15 protein-coding genes and 1 riboswitch are annotated in these 21,160 nt (G+C 45.3%); of the genes, 6 read left to right on the top strand and 9 right to left on the bottom strand.

Going from position 1 to position 21,160, the window contains the following annotated elements:
* Positions 1–535 precede the first annotated feature (535 nt).
* The gene (locus ACV3PA_RS05125; protein WP_456125779.1) at positions 536–2,566 is read left to right on the top strand and encodes a thioredoxin domain-containing protein; all 2,031 of its coding nucleotides are present in this window, start codon (positions 536–538) and stop codon (positions 2,564–2,566) included.
* 200 nt (positions 2,567–2,766) lie between these two features.
* Positions 2,767–6,138 (top strand): SH3 domain-containing protein, encoded by a 3,372-nt coding sequence (locus tag ACV3PA_RS05120; protein WP_456125778.1) that lies wholly within the window; start codon positions 2,767–2,769, stop codon positions 6,136–6,138.
* A gap of 194 nt (positions 6,139–6,332) precedes the next feature.
* Here the strand turns inward: ACV3PA_RS05120 and ACV3PA_RS05115 are convergent, their stop codons facing one another.
* The 6 genes from ACV3PA_RS05115 to ACV3PA_RS05090 all read right to left on the bottom strand — a co-directional run bounded on the left by ACV3PA_RS05115 (position 6,333) and on the right by ACV3PA_RS05090 (position 12,596).
* Positions 6,333–7,421 (bottom strand): universal stress protein, encoded by a 1,089-nt coding sequence (locus tag ACV3PA_RS05115; protein WP_053454294.1) that lies wholly within the window; start codon positions 7,419–7,421, stop codon positions 6,333–6,335.
* Entirely contained in the window at positions 7,418–7,939 is a 522-nt protein-coding gene (gene kdpC, locus ACV3PA_RS05110) for a K(+)-transporting ATPase subunit C (protein ID WP_456125777.1), read from the bottom strand. Before kdpC ends, ACV3PA_RS05115 begins: the two co-directional genes overlap by 4 nt.
* 14 nt (positions 7,940–7,953) lie before the next feature.
* A complete protein-coding gene (gene kdpB, locus ACV3PA_RS05105) occupies positions 7,954–10,020 on the bottom strand; it encodes a potassium-transporting ATPase subunit KdpB (RefSeq protein WP_456125952.1) in 2,067 nt (688 codons plus the stop codon).
* 20 nt (positions 10,021–10,040) lie between these two features.
* Complete coding sequence (kdpA, locus tag ACV3PA_RS05100) at positions 10,041–11,681, bottom strand: potassium-transporting ATPase subunit KdpA (protein WP_053454297.1); 1,641 nt, start codon at positions 11,679–11,681, stop codon at positions 10,041–10,043.
* Between the two features lie 23 nt (positions 11,682–11,704).
* Positions 11,705–11,785, bottom strand: a complete 81-nt coding sequence (locus ACV3PA_RS05095; protein ID WP_082318578.1) for a potassium-transporting ATPase subunit F — start codon at positions 11,783–11,785, stop codon at positions 11,705–11,707.
* A gap of 221 nt (positions 11,786–12,006) precedes the next feature.
* Positions 12,007–12,160, bottom strand: a riboswitch (cyclic di-AMP (ydaO/yuaA leader).
* Between the two features lie 241 nt (positions 12,161–12,401).
* Positions 12,402–12,596: a hypothetical protein gene (locus ACV3PA_RS05090; protein ID WP_023469379.1), complete on the bottom strand. Its 195-nt coding sequence runs from the start codon at positions 12,594–12,596 to the stop codon at positions 12,402–12,404.
* Positions 12,597–12,767: 171 nt separating this feature from the next.
* Here ACV3PA_RS05090 and ACV3PA_RS05085 point away from each other — a divergent pair, with 171 nt between their 5' ends.
* Complete coding sequence (locus tag ACV3PA_RS05085) at positions 12,768–13,247, top strand: glutathione peroxidase (protein WP_053454298.1); 480 nt, start codon at positions 12,768–12,770, stop codon at positions 13,245–13,247.
* Between the two features lie 47 nt (positions 13,248–13,294).
* On the opposite strand, the gene ACV3PA_RS05080 is transcribed toward ACV3PA_RS05085, so the two are convergent.
* A complete protein-coding gene (locus ACV3PA_RS05080) occupies positions 13,295–13,864 on the bottom strand; it encodes a hypothetical protein (RefSeq protein WP_053454299.1) in 570 nt (189 codons plus the stop codon).
* A gap of 63 nt (positions 13,865–13,927) precedes the next feature.
* A complete protein-coding gene (locus ACV3PA_RS05075; RefSeq protein WP_456125776.1) occupies positions 13,928–14,998 on the bottom strand; it encodes a glycerate kinase in 1,071 nt (356 codons plus the stop codon).
* Positions 14,999–15,121: 123 nt separating this feature from the next.
* Here ACV3PA_RS05075 and ACV3PA_RS05070 point away from each other — a divergent pair, with 123 nt between their 5' ends.
* From ACV3PA_RS05070 to ACV3PA_RS05060, 3 genes are all read left to right on the top strand, one after another.
* A complete protein-coding gene (locus ACV3PA_RS05070) occupies positions 15,122–18,625 on the top strand; it encodes a CDP-glycerol glycerophosphotransferase family protein (protein ID WP_456125775.1) in 3,504 nt (1,167 codons plus the stop codon).
* 156 nt (positions 18,626–18,781) lie between these two features.
* A complete protein-coding gene (locus ACV3PA_RS05065) occupies positions 18,782–19,465 on the top strand; it encodes a zinc ribbon domain-containing protein (protein WP_053454302.1) in 684 nt (227 codons plus the stop codon).
* Complete coding sequence (locus tag ACV3PA_RS05060) at positions 19,462–20,079, top strand: hypothetical protein (protein ID WP_456125774.1); 618 nt, start codon at positions 19,462–19,464, stop codon at positions 20,077–20,079. Before ACV3PA_RS05065 ends, ACV3PA_RS05060 begins: the two co-directional genes overlap by 4 nt.
* A 65-nt stretch (positions 20,080–20,144) precedes the next feature.
* Here ACV3PA_RS05060 and ACV3PA_RS05055 read toward each other — a convergent pair whose 3' ends face one another.
* On the bottom strand, positions 20,145–21,050 hold the full coding sequence (locus tag ACV3PA_RS05055; protein ID WP_456125773.1) for a Gfo/Idh/MocA family protein: 906 nt from the start codon (positions 21,048–21,050) through the stop codon (positions 20,145–20,147).
* Positions 21,051–21,160: the final 110 nt, after the last annotated feature.

Raw genomic sequence — 21,160 nt, 5'->3', positions numbered from 1 at the left:
CGTTGTTTTTGGTTGTCATGAGAATCGAGGATTACAGGTGATCAAAACACCTGAAACGACGAAAGCCCTACCTCTCTTTCGTTGTTACGGCTCCTTGGCCGCGCCAGCTGAATCAAGCATTTTAGAAAGAATCGTGATGCGTCTGCAATGGACGCATGATACTGGGATTTTTAGAAATAGCTCGGGAATGAGCGGAAAAGTATCGATTGGAAGGTTTATCTTGCTGGGTCAACTTCTCCTCGTAGTATGAAGAAGGACAAAATAAAAGCGATGACTTATGTCTGACTCATTTGTCAGTAGCGGTCTAAAAATCCTGACCTGTCGATTTAATTGTATGATATGGATTGAAGATTCTCACATGAGTGATCATCCCCGATTCATGACTTTTAATAATATAGCACACATTTCTTTATAAAGTCAATCTTTCTTTCGAAAAATCGTTTTCGTTCTGCCTGGAATCGGTATTGCACCTGTCGTCAAAGCCGAGTATCGTGAAGAAGACTTACTACTATAGAAGAAATGAGGGAAATCCATCATGTCGAATCGACTTATCCATGAAACGAGTCCCTACCTATTACAACACGCACACCAACCCGTGGATTGGTATCCATGGGGAGAAGAAGCTTTTCTTGTAGCGAAGGATACAGGAAAGCCGATTTTTTTATCGATCGGTTATTCGACGTGCCATTGGTGCCATGTGCTCGCCCACGAAAGCTTCGAGGATGAAGAAACGGCACGTCTCTTAAACGAACGTTATATCTCGATTAAGGTCGACCGCGAAGAACGTCCTGATATCGACCACCTCTATATGACGGCAGCTCAAGTCATGAATGGACAAGGTGGCTGGCCACTCAGCGTCTTCATGACAGCGGATCAAAAACCTTTTTATATCGGCACATATTTTCCGAAGACACCTCAGTTCAATCGCCCGAGCTTTCGTCAGGTGACGCTACAACTCAGCGAACAATTCCGACGTTCACCGGATAAGATTGCACAAGTCGGACAGAATATGTCACAGACGCTTCATGACGTATTGCAGCCCGCTTCATCGACTAGCACTTGGGATGAATCGATCATTCACGACACCTTTGATCAAGCGATGCGGCAATTCGATCGGCAACACGGCGGATTCGGAGAAGCACCGAAGTTCCCTTCGCCTGCCCTACTCCGTTTCTTACTTGATTATTACCAGTTCGCAGAAGATGAGACGGCACTGCACATGGTCATGCGCTCATTGATTGCCATGCGCGACGGTGGAATGACGGATCAAGTCGGCTACGGTCTGTTTCGCTATACGGTCGACGCCAAGTGGGAAATTCCTCACTTTGAGAAGATGCTCTACGATAACGCTTGGTTCGCGACGTTATGTATCGAGACGTATCAAGTGACCGGACAAATCCGGTTCCGCCGCTACGCAGAAGAAGTCCTCTCGTTCACAGAACGCGAATTGACCGCATCAGACGGCACCTTCTATGCTGCACTTGATGCGGATAGCGAAGAGGGCGAAGGTCATTATTATACGTTCACGGCAACAGAACTTTCTGACTTACTCGGACCGGATGCACTGTTCCCGCGCTTCTATCATGCCTCGCCGTCCGGAAACTTCGAAGGACGGAACGTCTTTTACCGGACAGGACGAACGCTCGAAACGTTTGCACGTTCCGTTGACCTGTCGCCTGCTGAGACGGCAGCGCAACTCGAACACGAGCGGCAGCTTCTCCTTCACGCACGAAATGAACGCACGCGTCCGTTCCATGATGATAAGCGCTTGACGTCTTGGAACGCGATGATGATTTCAGCATTCGCAAAAGCTGGTCGTGTCTTTAGTGAACCTCATTACACGAATGTCGCAACGCGTGCTATGACGTCGCTCGAGAACGTCGTCCGGACTGAGAATCAGCTTGCGGTTCATTACCGCGAAGGACAAGCGACCGGGCACGGATTTCTTGACGACTATGCTTACTTGATCGACGCACATCTTGAACTGTTCCAATCGACACGACAGGCGCTGCATCTGAAGGAGGCTTTAACACTGGCTGATGTGTTACGCGATCAGTTCCAGACAGCAGATGGTTATTTTTATTTAACCTCTTTGCGCTCTGATCAGCTACTCGTTCGTCCGCTCGATCTGTATGACGGTGTGACACCTGCCGGAAACAGCGTTGCCTTGAACGCTTTCTTTACGCTCAGCCGCCTGACCGGGCGTCTCATCTATCAGGAAAGTGCTGAACGAGCTCTCGCAGCCTTAACAGAAGAAGTCCAGCAACAACCGACCGGCTTTGCCTCACTCGTTAGTATCTTCACCTCTCGGCAGATGGAACCGAAGGAGTTGATTATTCTGATTCCGGAAGAGTCAGACATTCCGATCGAAATCTATCAGTTTCAACAGATTCGACTACCGGAAGTCGCTTTGTTGATTGGAACGAAACAGAATCTTCTACCGCTCGCTCCATTTCTCGTAGATTATCCTGAACCAATAAAACCGACCGCATATCTTTGTCGTGACTTTGCTTGCGAACGACCAACAACCGATCTTCAAGAACTCCTCGCACGATTCGATATATGACACTTTACCCTCTTGTTTAAAAAAACAGGAGGGTTTTTCAAAAAACTAAACCCCTTTTTTCAAAAAAATCCAATATTTTCTTCATAAAAATCCGATATGGTCGATAGTAGGAATAGGCATAAGTACGTACACCTTAGACTAGACATCCTAGAAGCCGATTCCGTCCGCTTGGACGAATATCTACTAGGAGGAAAGATACTTTGAATACGACATCCATCTCGAAACCTTTGAAGGTGTTCGCGAGTCTTCTTATCGTGTTTAGCATCATCCTATCATCACTACCGATAGTGAACGCAGCGACGACGAAAGCAACGACTTATCGTCTATCAGCAGATACAGATCTGTATGATAAGACGACATCTTCACGGAAACGCTTGTTGACGATCAAGACCGGAACGATCGTTTCATCCGCATATGATGCTGGAAGCTACAAAAAAGTAACATATGGCGGAAAAACGGGATATGTCGCTTCAAAATATTTAGTGTTGTACGAGAAAAAGCAAGCGATCTCTGGACAACGCTATATCGTCTCTACAAATACGGCGATTAAAAATGCGGCACGCACGACAGCAACAACGATTGGCACCTTGCAAAATAAGGATGTGTATTATACGACACAGCGGGTTACCGATCCATACGGTAAGACATGGTATCGTCTGAATTACGCAGGGAAAACAGGATATGTCCCATCCGGCGCTACTCCTGTTTCGTATCAAAACATCAAGAACGAAACACTTCGAACGACTGATACCTATACATTACGCACCTATGCAGGGACGGGATATCCAAAAATTCAATCGATTCCATCTGGAACAAACGTTGAAGTAGTTGGAAAAATTAATGAATGGTATAGCGTTCGTTACGGAAAAAATAGTGGGTATATGCACCGTGACGCTTTTTTACAAGTCTCTAAACAAAGTATCCAAACGATTCCTACTGCACGTTTTCTATTGAAGAAATCCGTTGAGATCAAAGCATCTGCCTCTTCAACGAGTAAAACGATTGCTTCTTTAAAAACAGGTGATGCGTATTACACGACGACACTTGCAACGGATTCACGTGGTGGCACGTGGCACAAAATCAAAAAAGACGGTCAAACCGGTTATATCTTAGCAAATCAAGGGACTAGCGTGAATTATGAAAGTCTGACGAACATGTCATTCGTCACAACAGCTAAAACGACGATTCGGTCGTATGCAGGCAGCTCGTATGCAGGGATCAAGTCGATCCCAGCCGGTGCAAAACCACTCGTCTCTGGTCGAATCGGTGCATGGTATCGTGTCTCGTACGACGGTGTAACAGGATATGCGTCCGCTGCGACGTTTAAGACAGCAGCCATCGTCCAAAAGATTTCAGGTACACGCTTCGCAGTCACGTCCTCAACGGATGTTTTAGTCGCTCCTGAGGCAGATGCATTTAAAGTCGCTACACTTCAAGAAGGCGATATCTATTACACGACACGTCTCATCACACTTGGTTCTAAAAAATGGTATCAGATCACAAAAGACGGGAAGACAGGCTACATCGCGTATGGCAGTGGAGAAAAAGTCATCTATCAAGCGGATAGCGTGACGATGAAAACTACTAACGCTACAGGCTTGAAGTCTTATGCTGGCGTATCTTACGCTTCCGTCAAGTCCATCCCAAGCGGAACCAAGGTATCTGTAACAGGGTCCATCAATGAGTGGTACCGTGTGACGTATGAAGGAAAAACTGGATACGTTCATCAAGAGGATTTGAACGAATACATCGTAACGTCTACAATCTCACCAGCGCGTTATGTATTAAACACATCAATCGACGTCAAGACAACTTATCAGACCGATGCTGATACATGGAAAACGCTAAAGAATGGGGATGTCTATTACACGACGCGTCTTGTCACGAACGGTCACGGTCAGTCGTGGCATCGTATTTCAGTGGATGGGAAAACAGGATACATCCGAGCAAACCAAGGAAACCCGATTTCATACAGTAAGATTTCAGCCCATCGTTATAAAACGGTACAAACGACTTCTCTAAAGTCATACGCCGGTCCAACATACAGCGAAGTCTCATCGCTTGCGAAAGGAACAGTCGTACAAGTGAACGGTACGATTGGGACATGGACGAATGTGAGTGTTAATGGAAAAACAGGTTACATCGATGGATCCTATTTAACACCTTACACAGAAACGAAAAAGATTAGTGGTGCTCGTTTCCTCGCGAACGAGAATTTAATCATTCGAAATTCACCTTTAGAAGAAGCAACAACACTTACGACATTAGCTAAAGGAAATGTTTACTACACGACTTCACTCATTACATCGCATACGAATAAACAATGGCATAAAGTAACGATCAATGGAAAAACAGGTTATGTCGATACGAAGGCATCCACAAGTAAAATCGACTATATTTCGAAAGACTCGTTATATGTTCGCGCTACAAGTGCTACTCCACTTCGTTCGTATGTCGGAAGTTCATATCAAGTCGTGACGACGATTCCTTCGAACGTAGTCGTCAACGTCACTGGTCAAATCGGACAGTGGTATAAGATTTCCTATCAAGGTAAATCAGGCTATGCGTATAATGGAACACTTGTGACGACATCTTCAAAATTAAATGTCTACAACTCTATCGCGACGCCGTATACATTTGATACCTTCATCAGTACTCAAATGAAGTTAAATCCTTCACCACAAACGGATTTGTATAAAAACAAAATGATGTATGTCAGCTCGATGTATGTTCGGTTTGGTGGATCAGAAGATCCTGTCAACGGTACGCTAGCAACCGTTTCGTCAACGACGCCACTCAATATCCGTTCTGGTGCAGCAACGGATAGCCATATCTATGGACAATTCCAACCGAAACAGATGATTAAGGTCTATCAACGAATCGGTGATTTCTATACGACGTATCCGCGTGTTTATACCTCTTCCACAGGGTACTGGACACTTGGTTGGTTGAATGCACTCGAATCTGATGTCCGGAACGTAGCTGATCCGTTAAAGGTCAGTCGCTCTTCAAAGGAATTCTTCCAATTCCTTGATTTATCGAAGACGACAGGCGCTTCTGCTGCAACGTTAGATAAAATTATCAGTACAAAAGGTATCTTCGGGAAATGTACGACTGGAAGCTGTGGACAAGCATTCATCGATGCTGGAACAGCCTATTCAGTCAACGAAATCTACCTGATCTCTCACGCGCTTCTAGAGACGGGAAATGGAACGTCAACACTAGCAAATGGAGTCATATGGAATGGAAAAATGGTCTATAACATGTACGGAATCGGTGCTGTCGATTCGGATCCAATTAACGGTGGAGCAAGAACAGCCTATGAAAAAGGATGGTTTACACCGGAAGCAGCCATCATGGGTGGAGCCGAATTCATCGGAACCCAGTACATTCACCATGCATACAATCAAAACACACTCTATAAAATGCGCTGGAACCCAATGAACCCTGGTCGTCATCAATATGCGACAGATATGGGATGGGCAGCGAAGCAAACGACTCGAATTTATGATTTATATCAACAAATGGATAGCTATACGGCTGTCTTTGATATCCCAGTATTCGCTCGTTAAGGGATAAAGGAATCAACTCATCTATATGTATGAATAAAAGGAAAGGCTGTTCTGGTAAGTACACCGGAACAGCCTTTCCTTTTTGATGAATGCAGAACAAGAAGAACCACCCTCCATACCTAGATGATTGACTCGTTCTTAACGGACGATTGATACATCGAAGAAAACCCCTGCATTTACGCGGAAGGGCTCCCCTAGCGTTCTAAGTCATCGGAAACGATTTGAATGTCGATGCCACGGACATGACGCATGATTTCATTGATGATCGATCCGCGCCGGATCTCCTGCCACCGGGTCCGCGCGGATTGACCGATAACGATTTGCGTGATGCGATGATGTTTAGCAGCAGCTGTGATCGCTTGGGCAATCGAGCGTTCTCCTTGTATCCGAATCAATACCTCTGCTCCAAACAAGGAGCCACTCTCACGTACCATCGCTAAGACTTCTTTTTGCTTCGCATTCAATTGATTCTCTGCTGCCGGTAGAATCGTCAAGACATACAGTTCTGCTTTTAATCGACTCGCCATTCGGAATCCTCGGTAAATCAACTTCCGGGCATTGTCATTAAGTTGGATACAGACGAGAATTCGTTCTTGTAACGTCGCTGGATCCTTTTCGATCAATAAGCGTGATTGATAGACTTGATCGTCGACTTCGTCGGCGACTTGTCGTAACGATAACTCGCGTAAGCTTGCGAGATTCTGAAGCGAAAAGAAGGAATTTAAACTCTGTTCGATTTTTTCTTTCTTATAAATCTTTCCTTGTTCGAGTCGTTCCCGTAACGTTTGCGGCGTAACGTCGACGAGTAGAATCTCATCGGCTTCACCAAGAAACGGATCCGGGATTCGCTCCCGAACCTCGACACCCGTCACTTCTTTGACCTTAAAGAGTAGACTCTCGAAATGTTGAATGTTGACGGCCGAGTAGACATTGATACCGGCGTCAAGTAGTGCCGCAACATCTTGATAGCGTTTCTTTCGCTCGGATCCTGGCGCATTCGTATGCGCCAGTTCATCAATCAGAACGATATCCGGGTGACGGGCAATGATCGCGTCCACGTTCACCTCAAGAAACACTTTCTCTTTATAGACAACCTCTAGTAAAGGGACTTGTTCGAGTTGTCCGACCATCTCCGCCGTCTCTTTACGACCATGCGTTTCAATCAGACCGATGACGACATCCTTGCCTTCAAGAGTCAGGATTCGTGCATCGGCAAGCATCTTATACGTTTTCCCGACACCAGGAGCTGAGCCGATATAAAGCTTCAGCTTTCCCCGTGTCATGACTTACTCCGATCAAGTGCTAAGTTTAAACGTAACACGTTGACGTAATCATGTGTCCCCGCTTCTTTCGTGATTAACTTCCGGACCTCGTCACGCGACAAATCGCGGGCGGTTGCGATACGCTTCGCCTGAACCAAAGCATAATCGACTGAGATATGCGGATCGAAGCCAGAACCTGATGTCACGAGGGCATCGTCCGGAAGCGAAGCGCCGTCCACTTGGTTCTGTTTCTGCAATTCCGCCATCTTCGTGCCAAGCTCCGGGTTCGATGCTGCTAGGTTATCCCCAGCAGATGACCCCGCTAATTGATCGACCGCTGATGGACGTCCATGAAAATACTGTTTCGACGTGAACGGTTGGGCAATCAATTCCGATCCGATGAATTTTCCGTTTTCCTGTACGAGCGAACCGGCTGCTTTATCCGGTACAAACAGTTGACCGAATAGCGTCAATAAGGCGGGAAAGACAATCCCACATAATGCCGTGACGAAAATCGTCACACGAATGGCTTGTTTCATGATTCGTTTTCTCCTTAGATGATGCTTGCAAGCAAGACATCGATGATTTTAATGCCTACGAATGGAACAACAACACCACCAAGACCGTAAATGAGTAAGTTCCGTCCAAGCAATTGATCGGCCGTCATCGGTTTGTACGAGACACCTTTCATCGCGAGTGGGATCAACATTGGGATGATGATCGCGTTGAAAATCAAAGCAGATAGAATCGCTGTCGTCGGAGAATCAAGACGCATGATGTTGAGGGCTTCCATCTGCGGAATCGCGACCATGAACATCGCCGGGATGATCGCAAAGTATTTTGCGACATCGTTTGCGATCGAGAACGTCGTCAAGGCGCCCCGTGTCATCAAGAGCTGTTTCCCGATTTCAACGACTTCGATGATTTTCGTCGGATTCGAATCGAGGTCAATCATGTTTGCTGCTTCTTTTGCTGCCTGTGTCCCACTGTTCATCGCAAGACCAACGTCGGCCTGAGCGAGCGCTGGTGCATCATTCGTACCGTCTCCTGTCATTGCGACAAGATGACCGGCTGCTTGTTCTTGCTGGATGACACGAATCTTATCTTCTGGTTTACATTCCGCAACGAAATCATCAACGCCTGCTTCTCGAGCGATCGTTGCTGCCGTCAACGGGTTATCTCCCGTACACATGATCGTCTTGATTCCCATTTCACGGAGTCGATCGAACCGTTCCCGCATCCCTGGTTTGACCGTATCCTTCAAATAGATGACCCCGAGGATTGTTGCGTCAATCGCGACGACAAGCGGTGTTCCACCGAGACGCGAGACCGAATCGATTGTCTCTTGTAAGTCATTTGGAATCACTCCGCCTTGTTCTGCAACCCACTCTTGAATCGCTTGTCCCGCCCCTTTACGAACACGGCGACCGTCCGTTAAATCAAGACCTGACATCCGTGTTTCTGCGCGAAATGGGATGATTTCTGCTCCATCTAACCACTGACGTTCGACTGGCATGTCTCGTAGTTCTGCGAGTTCCAAGACGGAACGTCCTTCCGGTGTCTCATCGGCTAACGAAGCGATGATCGCTCCTTCGAATGCCTGCTCGGCAGAGCGTCCACCGACCGGCGTGATCTCTGACGCCATCCGGTTCCCGAACGTGATCGTTCCCGTTTTATCTAAGATGATCGTTTGGATATCCCCGGCTGCTTCGACCGCCTTACCGCTCATCGCGATGACATTAAAACGGGTGACGCGGTCCATTCCAGCGATTCCGATTGCCGATAACAAGCCACCAATCGTTGTCGGAATCAGACAGACAAGTAAAGCGATTAAAATCGGACCCGATAAATCAAATCCAAGGTAATGCGTAAAGACAGGTAACGTCATGACGACCAGTAAGAAAATCAAGGTCAGACTCGTCAACAGCGTTGATAGCGCCAGTTCATTTGGTGTCTTTTGACGGCTCGCTCCTTCAACGAGCGCAATCATTTGATCAAGGAACGATTCTCCCGGGTTACTCGTGATCCGGACTTCAATTTCGTCACTAACGACGAGCGTGCCACCGATGACAGATGAGAAGTCCCCACCTGCTTCCTTGATGACCGGAGCGGATTCTCCCGTGATTGCCGATTCATCGATCGAGGCAAGACCTTTGATGATTTCACCGTCACCTGGTACATATTCGCCTGTTCGAACAAAGACGATATCCCCTTTACGAAGCGTCGCGGACGAGACACTTTCAATCAATTGTCCGACACGTTTGCGTGCCATGACGTCTGCTTTCGATGCTTTCAGCGAGTCTGCTTGCGCTTTCCCACGTCCTTCGGCGATTGATTCCGCGAAGTTCGCGAACAAGACCGTCAAAAAGAGGATGATGCTGACCGTCAAGTTGAAGCCGCGCATCTCGTCAATGAAGATCGTGTAACCGATTGCGAGTAAACAACCAATCCAGACGACGAACATGATCGGTTGTTTAATCATATTGACGGGATTTAATTTTTTAAAGGCATCGATTGTCGCTTGGCGGACAATCGAGCCGTTGATTGCTGATTTCGATTGCTGATCCGGCTGCCCATTCGGTTGGTGTTCCTCGGGCGTCGGATGCATGATACGTTCCATCATATGCTTTTATCTCCTGTTCACATCGTCAGCCAGTCCGCGACCGGTCCAAGTACGAGCACTGGCAAGAATGTCAATGCACCGACGAGTACGACCGTACCGAGGAAGACTGTTCCGAAGAGTGGTGTGTCTGTTTTAAACGAAAACTCATCTTGCGGCACGGACGGCTTCGCCTTCAGCGAACCGACGATCGCAAGCATTAAAATCAATGGAATGTAGCGTCCGAAGAATAAGGCAAACGACGTCGAGACGTTCCAGTAGACGTTCGCATCCCCAAGCCCTTCAAATCCGGATCCGTTATTCGCTGTCGCTGACGTGAATTCATACAAGACTTGCGATAGACCGTGATAGCCTGGATTCGAAATTCCGGCAACACCTGGTGCAACGTACATCGAGATTGCGGTTCCGACAAGAATCAGGAACGGCGGTACAAGAAGTGCGATCGCGATCATCTTCACTTCGAACGTCTCGATTTTCTTCCCGAGGAACGTTGGTGTTCGTCCAATTAAGAGCCCCGTCAAGAAAACAGCGACGAAGGCATAGAGTAAGACGTTCAGGAATCCGGCACCCGCACCACCATAAACGACGTTGAGCATCATGTTCCCTAGTTGAATCAATCCTGCGAGCGGATGGAGCGAGTCATGCATCGCGTTGACTGCACCGGTTTCAGCCGCTGTCGTAATCGAACTGTAAAGTGCTGTACCGACTTGACCGAAGCGTAATTCCTGACCGTGTGCGGTTGGATTTGCAAACAAGCTACCTGCCATTCCGAATGTCATCATGATGAATAAGATCGTCATGACACCGAGGAAAAGACGTCCCTGTTTCGCAGAACCGATGATTTTTCCATACGCGACCGGGAGTGACATCGGAATCAATAACATCAAGAACATCTGGATGAAGTTGACGAATTGGTTCGGATTTTCAAACGGATGTGCACCGTTTGCTCCGAAAAAACCACCGCCGTTGTTACCGAGTTGTTTGATGACTTCAAATGCTGCGACCGGTCCACGGTAAATCAACTGCTTCGCCCCTTCAAGCGTCGTGACGCTGATCGCTCCACCAAATGTTTGCGGCACGCCAAGTAAAATCATCAACATCCCGAAGAAAAATGAAATCGGAAGCAGGATACGTGTGATGAAGCGAACGAAGTCCGCATAAAAGTTACCGAGCGGCTTGTTGGCAAGACCACGAATGACTGCGATACAGACCGTGAATGCCATCGTCGGTGCGACAAATAACATCGTTCCAAGAACGAACGTTTGTGAGAGATACGATAAGGCTTCACCTGAATAGTGTTGTTGATCGGTGTTCGTCATGAAGCTGATCGTCGTATGAAGCGCCGTCGACCACTCAAGATTCGCAGCACCGTTTGGATTAAGTGGCAGACTGCCTTGGAAGCGAAGCAACAAGTAGCCTCCGATGAAAAAGAGTAGATTGACGGCTAATAAACTTTTTGAATAGCCGACCCACGATTGATCTTGTTTCTTTTCATCGACACCGAGTAACGACAGAATGCGTCGTTCAACCTTACCGATTGTATCGACTCGACGCTCTGCGATCGGCGCGAAGTATGTCCCGATGTAACGACCGAGCAAGACTGCTGCACAAAGTGCGATGACGAGTAGGATCCAAAATTGGATCAGGAATTGAGTCCACATGTTTTTCTTTTCTCCCTATGCGATTAGAATTTTTCCGGATAGATCAGACAATAACCGAGATACAAAAAGACGAGACATCCCGTTACTAATAAAAACCACGTCATTTGCGGTCACCTGCTCTCCACTGGACGCGTTCGATCAACTGAATCATCCCGAACGTCGTACCGAAGAAGAAGGCAAGCAGTACAATACTCCATAGCTCTCCCATTATGAAATTACCCCCATATTATTCAATATTTTTACAATTAAACACGACGAAAAGACGATGTGAGGCAATAAACGGCCCCAGCATCGCCTATATAACTTGGCATACTGAAAAAGAGTCGTTCCCTCCTAAAAACGCCTGCGAGGTTAGCTGTCGGATTCGGGCATACCTAGGATTTCGCCCTACCTTTCCCGATTGGAAAGGATTCACCCCGTGTCACGGTTTGTGACGGTTGGGTCCCCCGCTTCAATCATGAATTCGGCGTACTTTGAGATCGAAGCATTAACATGTTAGTGTTCGTTGATGAGATGGATATTACTCCGATTATTGAGGCTTGTAAATAGAAAAGATGAAAAAAAAATAGTCTGATTTTTTAATGACTTATTTTCTAAAAATAGTGTTTTTCACACCTATGCTATAGAAGAAAAAAAACCGCAGAAATCGATTCCTTCATCTAAAATGAAAACACTTCATTTCAGAGCGAATCGTTCTGCGGTTTCATGAGAAAACCAGAATTATGATTGCTGATTCATTTTGGCATGGACCGTCAAAGGAGCTAGCATCGTCACCCATAGGGCAACCACTCCAGAAACAAGAATCACAATATCGCGTTCGAATCCAAGCGTCAGTAATGTAATGCAACTACCTACGAGGACGAGACAAAGCGTCGCGATCATAACGAACCGCGATTGTTTCAACATTTTTCTCATGTGGCATCTCTCCTTTCCTTCCATATTCTTTATTATCGTAACAAAAATTCGTTGAAAAATCGTCGATGATACCCGATTGTGATGTTTCTGTCATCTCATGAGTAGTGACAGAAGACGATAGGAAAACGGATTTGTTACACTAAAAGGGTAGTTAAAAAAGGAGGAATTGATATGTTACAGGATCATTCATTTCAACGTGTTGACGGGACGACAGCGTCCTTGAAAGACTACCCCGCTCAAGCGTGGTTGATCGTCAATACCGCTAGCAAATGTGGCTTGACGCCGCAGTTCGAAGGACTCGAACAATTGCATCAAGACTACCGAGCGCAAGGACTGACCGTGCTTGGTTTCCCGTGTAATCAGTTCGCAAATCAGGACCCGGGGACGGATGAAGAAATCCAGTCATTCTGTCAGATCAACTACGGTGTGACGTTCCCTGTTTTTTCAAAAATCGATGTCAATGGGGAGCAGGCTCATCCACTCTTCGAAGAACTAAAAGCACAAGCGCCAACAACAGATGGTACAACAGACATCGAGTGGAATTTCACGAAATTCCTCGTGACACGCGATGGTGAAGTGACACGGTTCTCTCCAAAAACGAATCCGACCGACTTAACAGCAGCAATCGAACGACTTCTCGTTCAAGTCTAAAAAAACAAGCTTCCTTCCTTCTCTCACGAAGAAACGGAAGCTTGTTTTCATGTCGTTCCCGGTTCGAGATGGCGGCTGATCATTTCTTCTGCCAATCGTTTGACGTCATCGATATCGCGCATTTCCGTGAACGGATGTCCCCAGACAATCAACTCTTCGATTTCATCGATGGGCTGTGTCGTATATCGTGTTCCATCCGCGACGAAGTCTCGCGCAATCGTCGATTCAAAAGCAGCGTATTTCAAGAGCCATGGTTTCTCGCTCAAGATTTTTAGCGCATGTTTCGCCTGTTTGAACGTAACATCACCGACAAGGACGACGGGATCAAAGCGTTCATGAAGAGGATGCGTATATTGCACCGAAATCAGCAATCCATGTTGGTTCGATTTTTCCTGTTGCCGGACATACGTCCGCGTTAAAAAATGCGGAACGAGTGACTCGGCACTCTCTTTCGTCTGATGAATACTCAGACCATGCTCCGTTTGAACGACTTCCGGCAAAACAGGCTCATATCCACGATTCGCTAATTGTTGATCAAGCTCTTTAAACAGCAACAGAGTATGTTCGACAAGCGCCCGGACTTGGCGAAACGATAGTTGAATCGATTGATTAATCATAAGACGACCTACCTTCTCTAAAAGTATGGCAATATACAGTTATTTACCCAAACTTTTCCGACTTCACCCCTGTTTCGCTGAAAGTTCTTCTAGCCAACTACGCGCTTGCTCTTTTAAACGAGCATACGTCTGCCCTCGATCCAGTGTGATGGGTTGTCCTTCGTGAATCGAACGACAATCGAGTGTCCCCGGTATCTTTTCTTCGACCACTCCAGCAAGAACAAGACAAGGAACTTGAACGATAGAAGCAACGCGTGCAATCTCACCCGTCACTTTTCCGAGCTGACTTTGTCGATCGACTTTTCCTTCACCTGTCCATACGTAATCTGCTTGCTTCAATCGTTCTTCGACTCTTAAATACGCCAGAATCGATTGCGCACCTGAGGTGATCGTTCCTCCTATGGCATGAATGGCTCCGCCGAGTCCTCCCGCAGCTCCTGCACCTTGAACATGTTCCAACTCAAGTAGAGATCCTATCTCTTTTAGTCGCTGATCCAGACACACGATTTCACCTCGCTGTAACCCTTTTTGTGCTCCAAATAGATAGGCTGGTCCATCCTCACCAGAGTACGGTGAACGGACATCGACAAGTGCCTCTAAAGAAAAAGAAACCTTTTTCCGGATAATTTGTTTAGTCTCCACTAACGGATTCGTTTGAAATCGAATCTGTACACCTTTTTCGTCTTTCAAAGAACATCCCATCTCATGAAGAAAGCCTAATCCTCCGTCCGTCGTTCCCGTTCCTCCAAGAGCGATTCGAATCTTCGTTATTCCTTTTTTACGTAACGTATTGACGAGATTCCCTACACCTCTCGTATGCATTAGGAATGGATCATCGTTTTCATGTCTCATTGTGAGTCCACATATTTGTGCAACTTCAATGATGGCTTCGTCTCCTTTCTGAGCGTACATGACTTTACAAGAGCGTCCTGCTAAATCAATCGTCGTCTCTCTTCGAATGTTATATCCTTCTGAGGCAAACACAGCAAGCGTTCCTTCTCCACCATCTGCAACTGGTGAGCGATCAATGATGGCAAAAGGATCTTGTTGGAGGATACCAGCTGCGACAGCCTCTGCTGCTTTTTCTGAAGTAATACTTCCTTTGAACGTATCTAATAAAATCAAATGCCGCATTTTATCCTCCTTCTTTATAAGTTAATCGGCTAATCTTTGTAACCACTTACATTCCCTTTTATGGTATGTTATTGTGTGTCTAAAATGCTATTAACTTCTTTTCGTATCTTAGGAGGTTTTATCATGAATGTGTCCCATATGCTTTTGAGAATGGCGCGTGCCGGAAAAATCATTTTACCGAAACGTTCTTCTTCTAAAAAGCGTAAGACGAGTAAACAACAACTTACGCTTACTTCTGACGATCATACGTTATCCGTTGCCGGTCATTTGACCGATCCAGATTTAGTCGTCGAGTCGCTTTGTATTTATGATCAGAATCAACTTTTAGTTTGCGAACTCATGAATCATCATGCGTCTTCGACTTTTTTCCAGTTTGACTTCAATCCATCGCATATCCAGGTATTAATTAATCACCTATCCCTTCATCAAGATGCTCATCCAGAAGAAGACCCATCCGAAGAACAATCCCTTACATCTGAGACACTACTACCTAGCGCACGATTTTCCTTATTCTTAAAATACCGTAAACCGCTTTCGGTCATTCCACCGGAGACGATTGAAAAGTGGAAAGAAAACGGTCTTCCTTCACGATCGGTCATTACTAATGAGTCGTATGTACGAGAAATTACATTAGGTCGTTTCTTACGTACTACTATTCCTTCACCACTCTCGCCTCTTTTTGATGAAGCGAAGCAACATCGTATCTTTATCTACCAGGACTTAAAAGGCAATATTCGATTGTTACTTAATAAAGAACCTATCATAAAAACACGACTTCAGATTGATCGAATCGATAAGAAAAGAAAGCACGAAACACAGATCGAAGGGAAACTTTTTTCACGTCATTCCTTTTTAAAAAAAGGACAGCTCATCCTCGTCCATCGAGAAACAGGTGAACGTATCTTCCTGCCTGTCGATTGGTTTTACGATCAAGAGGCGAGTCAACGTCGTTTTGGTCTATATCGCTATATGTATCGTACGCAGATTGATTGGTCAGTCCTACAATCCGAGAAACGATTACACGAGGGAATTTATGATAGCTTTATGGAACTGACATATGAACACCGCCTGACGCCTCGTCTCGTTCGACTCGGCAGAGCCCGCTACATCACTCGCCACTTAACAACGGAAATAACGGGACGCGATGAAACGCATACGATGCATGTTACCCCTTATTTCACCGTCGGACACCGGAATCTTTCTTTTGAATTAAGTGCCTTCACGAATGAAAACTATCGCTATCTCGAGCATATGATGACGTATGCCCCGATCTATCGACTCTTTTCTGATCGAAATACATGGTTGATTGGAGAAAGACCTTATAAGGCACAGGATAACGGCTATCACTTTTTCCGCTTCATGCGCGAGCATCATTCAGATCATCCTGCGTACTACGTGATTGATCCGAATTCTCCCGAGTATGAGAAGGTCGCTGTTCTCGGAAATACCTTACCGTTTCGCTCAAAAGAGCATATCTATCATTCATTCATGGCAAGTAAATTCATCGGGACACATCATGCAGACTATCTCTACCCACTCCGTTCACCACGATTCAAGAAAAAAATGAAGGCGGATCGCATCTTCATTCAACACGGTGTACTGGGTGCGAAGAATATGGAGAATCAATACGGTAAATATGCGTTATCGTTTGAAACGGATCTATTTTTAGTCAGCTCTGAGCGGGAACGTCGATTAGTCATGCAAGACATGGACTATCGTCAAGACGAAATCCGTATTACAGGACTCTCGCGTTTTGATACGTTGTTGAATGGTGATACGCCTGTCAAACGGCAAATTTTAATCATTCCGACATGGCGTTCTTGGTTGCAAACACCTATCCAGTTTTTAGAATCTGAATATTTTGCTCAGTACTCGGCACTTTTAGAACATCCGCGTCTACACGAACTCGCACATAAACATGAGTTAGAGATTCTATTCTGTTTACATCCAAATATGCAACAGTATGCAAGTCACTTTGAACAGTTCCCCGTCACCGTTATTCATCAAGGTGAACGAGATGTCCAAAGTTTGTTAAAAGAGAGTTTACTACTTCTTACAGACTATTCGAGTGTTGCCTTTGATTTCAGTTTCTTAGGTCGACCGGTTCATTACTTCCAATTTGATGCGAGGAGATTCATCGGTCCCGTCGGTTCCCATCTTGATTTAGCGAAGGAACTCCCAGGTACCATTTCGACTACTGTAGATGAGTTATTAACTGATTTAGAAGCAACGGCTAAGCGGGATTTCAAAATGCTCCCTTCTTACAAGGAGCGTGCCGCAGTCTTCTTGAAACCGACAGAACACTCCTACTCAGAAGATATTTATCAGACGATTCTTGACTATAAACAACAGCGTCATTTTTGGGAAATGGTTCAAACTAAAGAATCCTCCCTCGTCTTATTCCGACTCTTCCGTCGAAGCCGCTTCTATTTCCCAACGATGAAGATCGGCTATCGTTTGATGAAGATACTTCCAGTACAAGACAACAAAATCGTATTCGAAAGTGGTCTTGGGAAACAATACGGTGACAGTCCTCGTTACATTTATGAGGAGTTACGCCGCCTCGGTGGTACCCATCAAGTCATTTGGGTTCATAATAAACGCCTTTATCTTGGAGATGATCACGTCAATGTCATCAAACGCTTGTCTCCAAGCTATTTTTATCATTTGGCGACAGCTAAGTATTGGGTGAACAATCAAAACTTCCCCCATTACATCACTCGCCGCCCGGAGACAACCTATATTCAAACCTGGCACGGAACGCCGTTGAAAAAAATGTTATTCGATCTAGATGAGATTCATGGTCGGGACGCCGGATACGTTGAACGTGTCACGCGTTCCATTCAGCAATGGAGCGTTCTTCTCTCACCAAGTAGTTATGCAACGTCCATTTTTAAGAGTGCTTTTCAGTATGAAGGATCGATTCTCGAATCTGGATATCCGCGCAACGATTTGTTCTTTACAGATACCACTAAAAAAATAGAGGACTTACGAGCACAATTAAATATTGCTTCGGATAAAAAGGTCATTTTGTATGCTCCTACGTTCCGCGATCATCATGCCTTAGGAAACGGAAAGTTCTACTTTGATTATCCATTCGAGTTTAGTCGTGTAGCGGAAGCATTCGGCGACGATTACGTCTTCTTGATTCGGACCCATGTACTTGTCACGAAAAAGCCGAATATTCCAAGTGAGTATCGCGAACAATTCATTGATGTCACTAGCTATCCTGACATTCAAGAACTCTATTTGTTAACGGATTTATTGATTACTGACTACTCGTCCGTCTTTTTTGATTTTGCTAACCTCAATCGTCCGATCTTGTTCTATGCATATGACTTAGAACTCTATCGTGATACACTACGCGGCTTCTATCTGAACTATCAAAAGGACTTACCAGGTCCAATCATTGAAGACGAACAATCCTTTTACGAGGCATTAGCAACGATTTCGTCTTGGTCGACGGACTATCAAGCAAAACTCGATCAATTTCGAGAGACGTTCTGTGCGAAAGAAGATGGACATGCTGCCAATCGAGTCGTCCGTACTTACTTTTTAGACGAATCGCCGCTCGAAACAGCAGAAACGACGGAAGGTGTATATGTCACATATCCACAAAAGATTTAATGCACGCAATAGAAAAGAACCCATTCGACGCAATATCGAATGGGTTCTTTTTTCATACTTTGATTACGTTTTCAATTAATGATAAGATGGAAATGATTTCAAGAAATAAGATAACAATAAGAAATTGAATTTCAAACGGTTAGGAGGACTTGTCTTATGGAACGTTGTTCGCTTTGTGGAACACCGCTACGCTACGAGGATGACGTTTGTTCTTATTGCCAGCATCCAGTCATCGCACGTAAGCGTCCTGAAACTGAACCGTCTTCATCCTCATCTCGTCCATTACTGTTATGTCTGATCGCCATCTTCGTTTTGGTGACGTCGAGTGTATTTTGGTACGTGACGAAAGACGCCTCTTCTTCAGAAGTCGTATCTACTCCGATCGAAAAATGGAGCCTTTCTGAATGGTCAGATGAACAAATTGCATATAACCAGACCTATTCGAAGCATGCGCCACCTACATCTTATGACGTGTTGCGTTTCGTCCGTCAGTATACATCAACTGTCCCTGAACTTATTACATTTTCAAAACGTTATGATTCGATCGAGACCTTTGCTTCCATTCAATATATGTCTTCTCGCGTGTTCGAATCCGAACTTCAATCATTATCCGCTCTACGAAAAAAAGCAGATGCCACCTTACCTCCTCGCGTTCATACGGTGGAATTCCATGATTTTTCATCCAATGGATCCCTCTATGACTTACGTACATTAGAAACGTACCAAACGACACAAGAAAATGAATCACTTTTTGTCACATATCACGTAAAATATCGTATTCAATTGCATACAGATCATCTTCAAATTACACAAATTACACGAACCGAGGTAAAGGCATGAAATATACTTGGATTATTCTCTTCTGTGTGATCTTATCTGGTTGCATGGAGAACCCTTCTAACGTTCGAACGGAAATGGAAAACGCTACTTACACACAAGTCGTCGAGCGCGCGGACGATGAACAAGATGTTCAAGCTGCTCAAATGATGGTGGAGCTCGAGCAGCAATTCGCTAGCTATCATTTCAATGAAGTAGTACGAACCGCTCGTGAAATCGAGCAGTTCGACTTAACACCGGATCATCCCATTCGTAAACGTGCGCAGCTGATGAAACATACCGTTCAAGAGAAAATTAAACAAGCCCATCAACTCGAAGGAACATACGAAGTAGAACGGAGCACTTTTGAAAACGAACCATTTGAAGGGAGCGGACGTATCCACGTCTCGTTTGATTCACGCGATACTTTCGTCGCGTCACTTCAATTTGATCATTTCGGAACAGCTGGATCATATCGTAACGACACAGAAGTCATTCGGTTCGAACCTGATTTTTCAGCTCGACTTCCGTTTTCAGAAGGAAGTGTCACTTACCGATTCGTTCGCTCGACACTTCGTTTGACATTCGAAGGTCCCGGCGGAAAACAAACATACCAACTCGACCAGATTACGATTTAATGATTTCTATGATGATTTCACAAGAAGAGCAGGCTACTTACGTAGCGAAAGTCTAGGGCTTTCAGTCAGTTCAGTAGCTGTTGATACACACGATGACAGAGTTCATGTGTTTCTAAGCTATCTGAAGCCGTGACGGATGGGGATTGTTCGCCTGCTATCGTTTTCAAGAATGCATCAACCAACTCAATGAATCCTCTTCTTTTAAGCGTCGACTCCCAATTATCAAGCGGATAGAAAAGCGTCCCTTCATTCGTTCGTCGTTCGTGCATCGTTACATCCGTAGCGATGCGTTTTTCATACGGTCCCATCACTTCTACTCGTTCTTCCGTCACACCATTATTCCGATTCATTACTCCAATCGCAGTAATTCCATTCGATTCGAATTGAATAGTTACGTGATGCAGACCGTTCGTATCTTGTTTACTTCTGACATGCAGATTTTCAATTTCTCCACATCCGGTCAAATATCGAAGCGTATCAGCAACATGAATAAAATCATCGAACAAAAAAGGTTGTGCCTCCTCAACGGAAGGCGTTCGATTCTTTTGCATGATGATCAAGTTAGGGGATTCAACTTCTAGCAGCCGACGATGCGCAGAGGCGAATCGACGGTTGAACCCTGTAATGAAGTGGATCTCCTTCTCCTCAGCTAGCTGGACCAGTTCTCGAATTTCTTCAATATTCATCGAAATCGGCTTATCGACGAACACAGGCACTCCGGCTTCGAGCGATTGTTTCGCTTGTGCTGAATGGACTTTCGTCGCTGAATGAATCATGACAGCATCCATTCCGTTTGATAACGCTTCTTCTAAAGTCGGGAATGTCCCAGCAAAACGATAGATATCTTGCCACTTCTTTGCTTTCTCTTCTTCCCGCGAAATTAAATAGATTTCTACATCTTCTCTTGCGGCATACACAGGTAAGTAAGCTTTTTGCGCGATGTCTCCTATACCTACTACAGCTAACTTCATTCATAATCTCCTCCATTCATCTGATGAATTATTCCCTCTTAACAACTATTTTAGTCGAATACATTGATTTTTTTGAAAACAAGTGAATTTCCTTTTTTTGCTTTATGATG

The organism is Exiguobacterium sp. EA-TM-5 (assembly GCF_053878415.1).
Note: the sequence above shows the minus strand (reverse complement) of the source record. Positions and strands in the feature narration are given on the sequence as shown.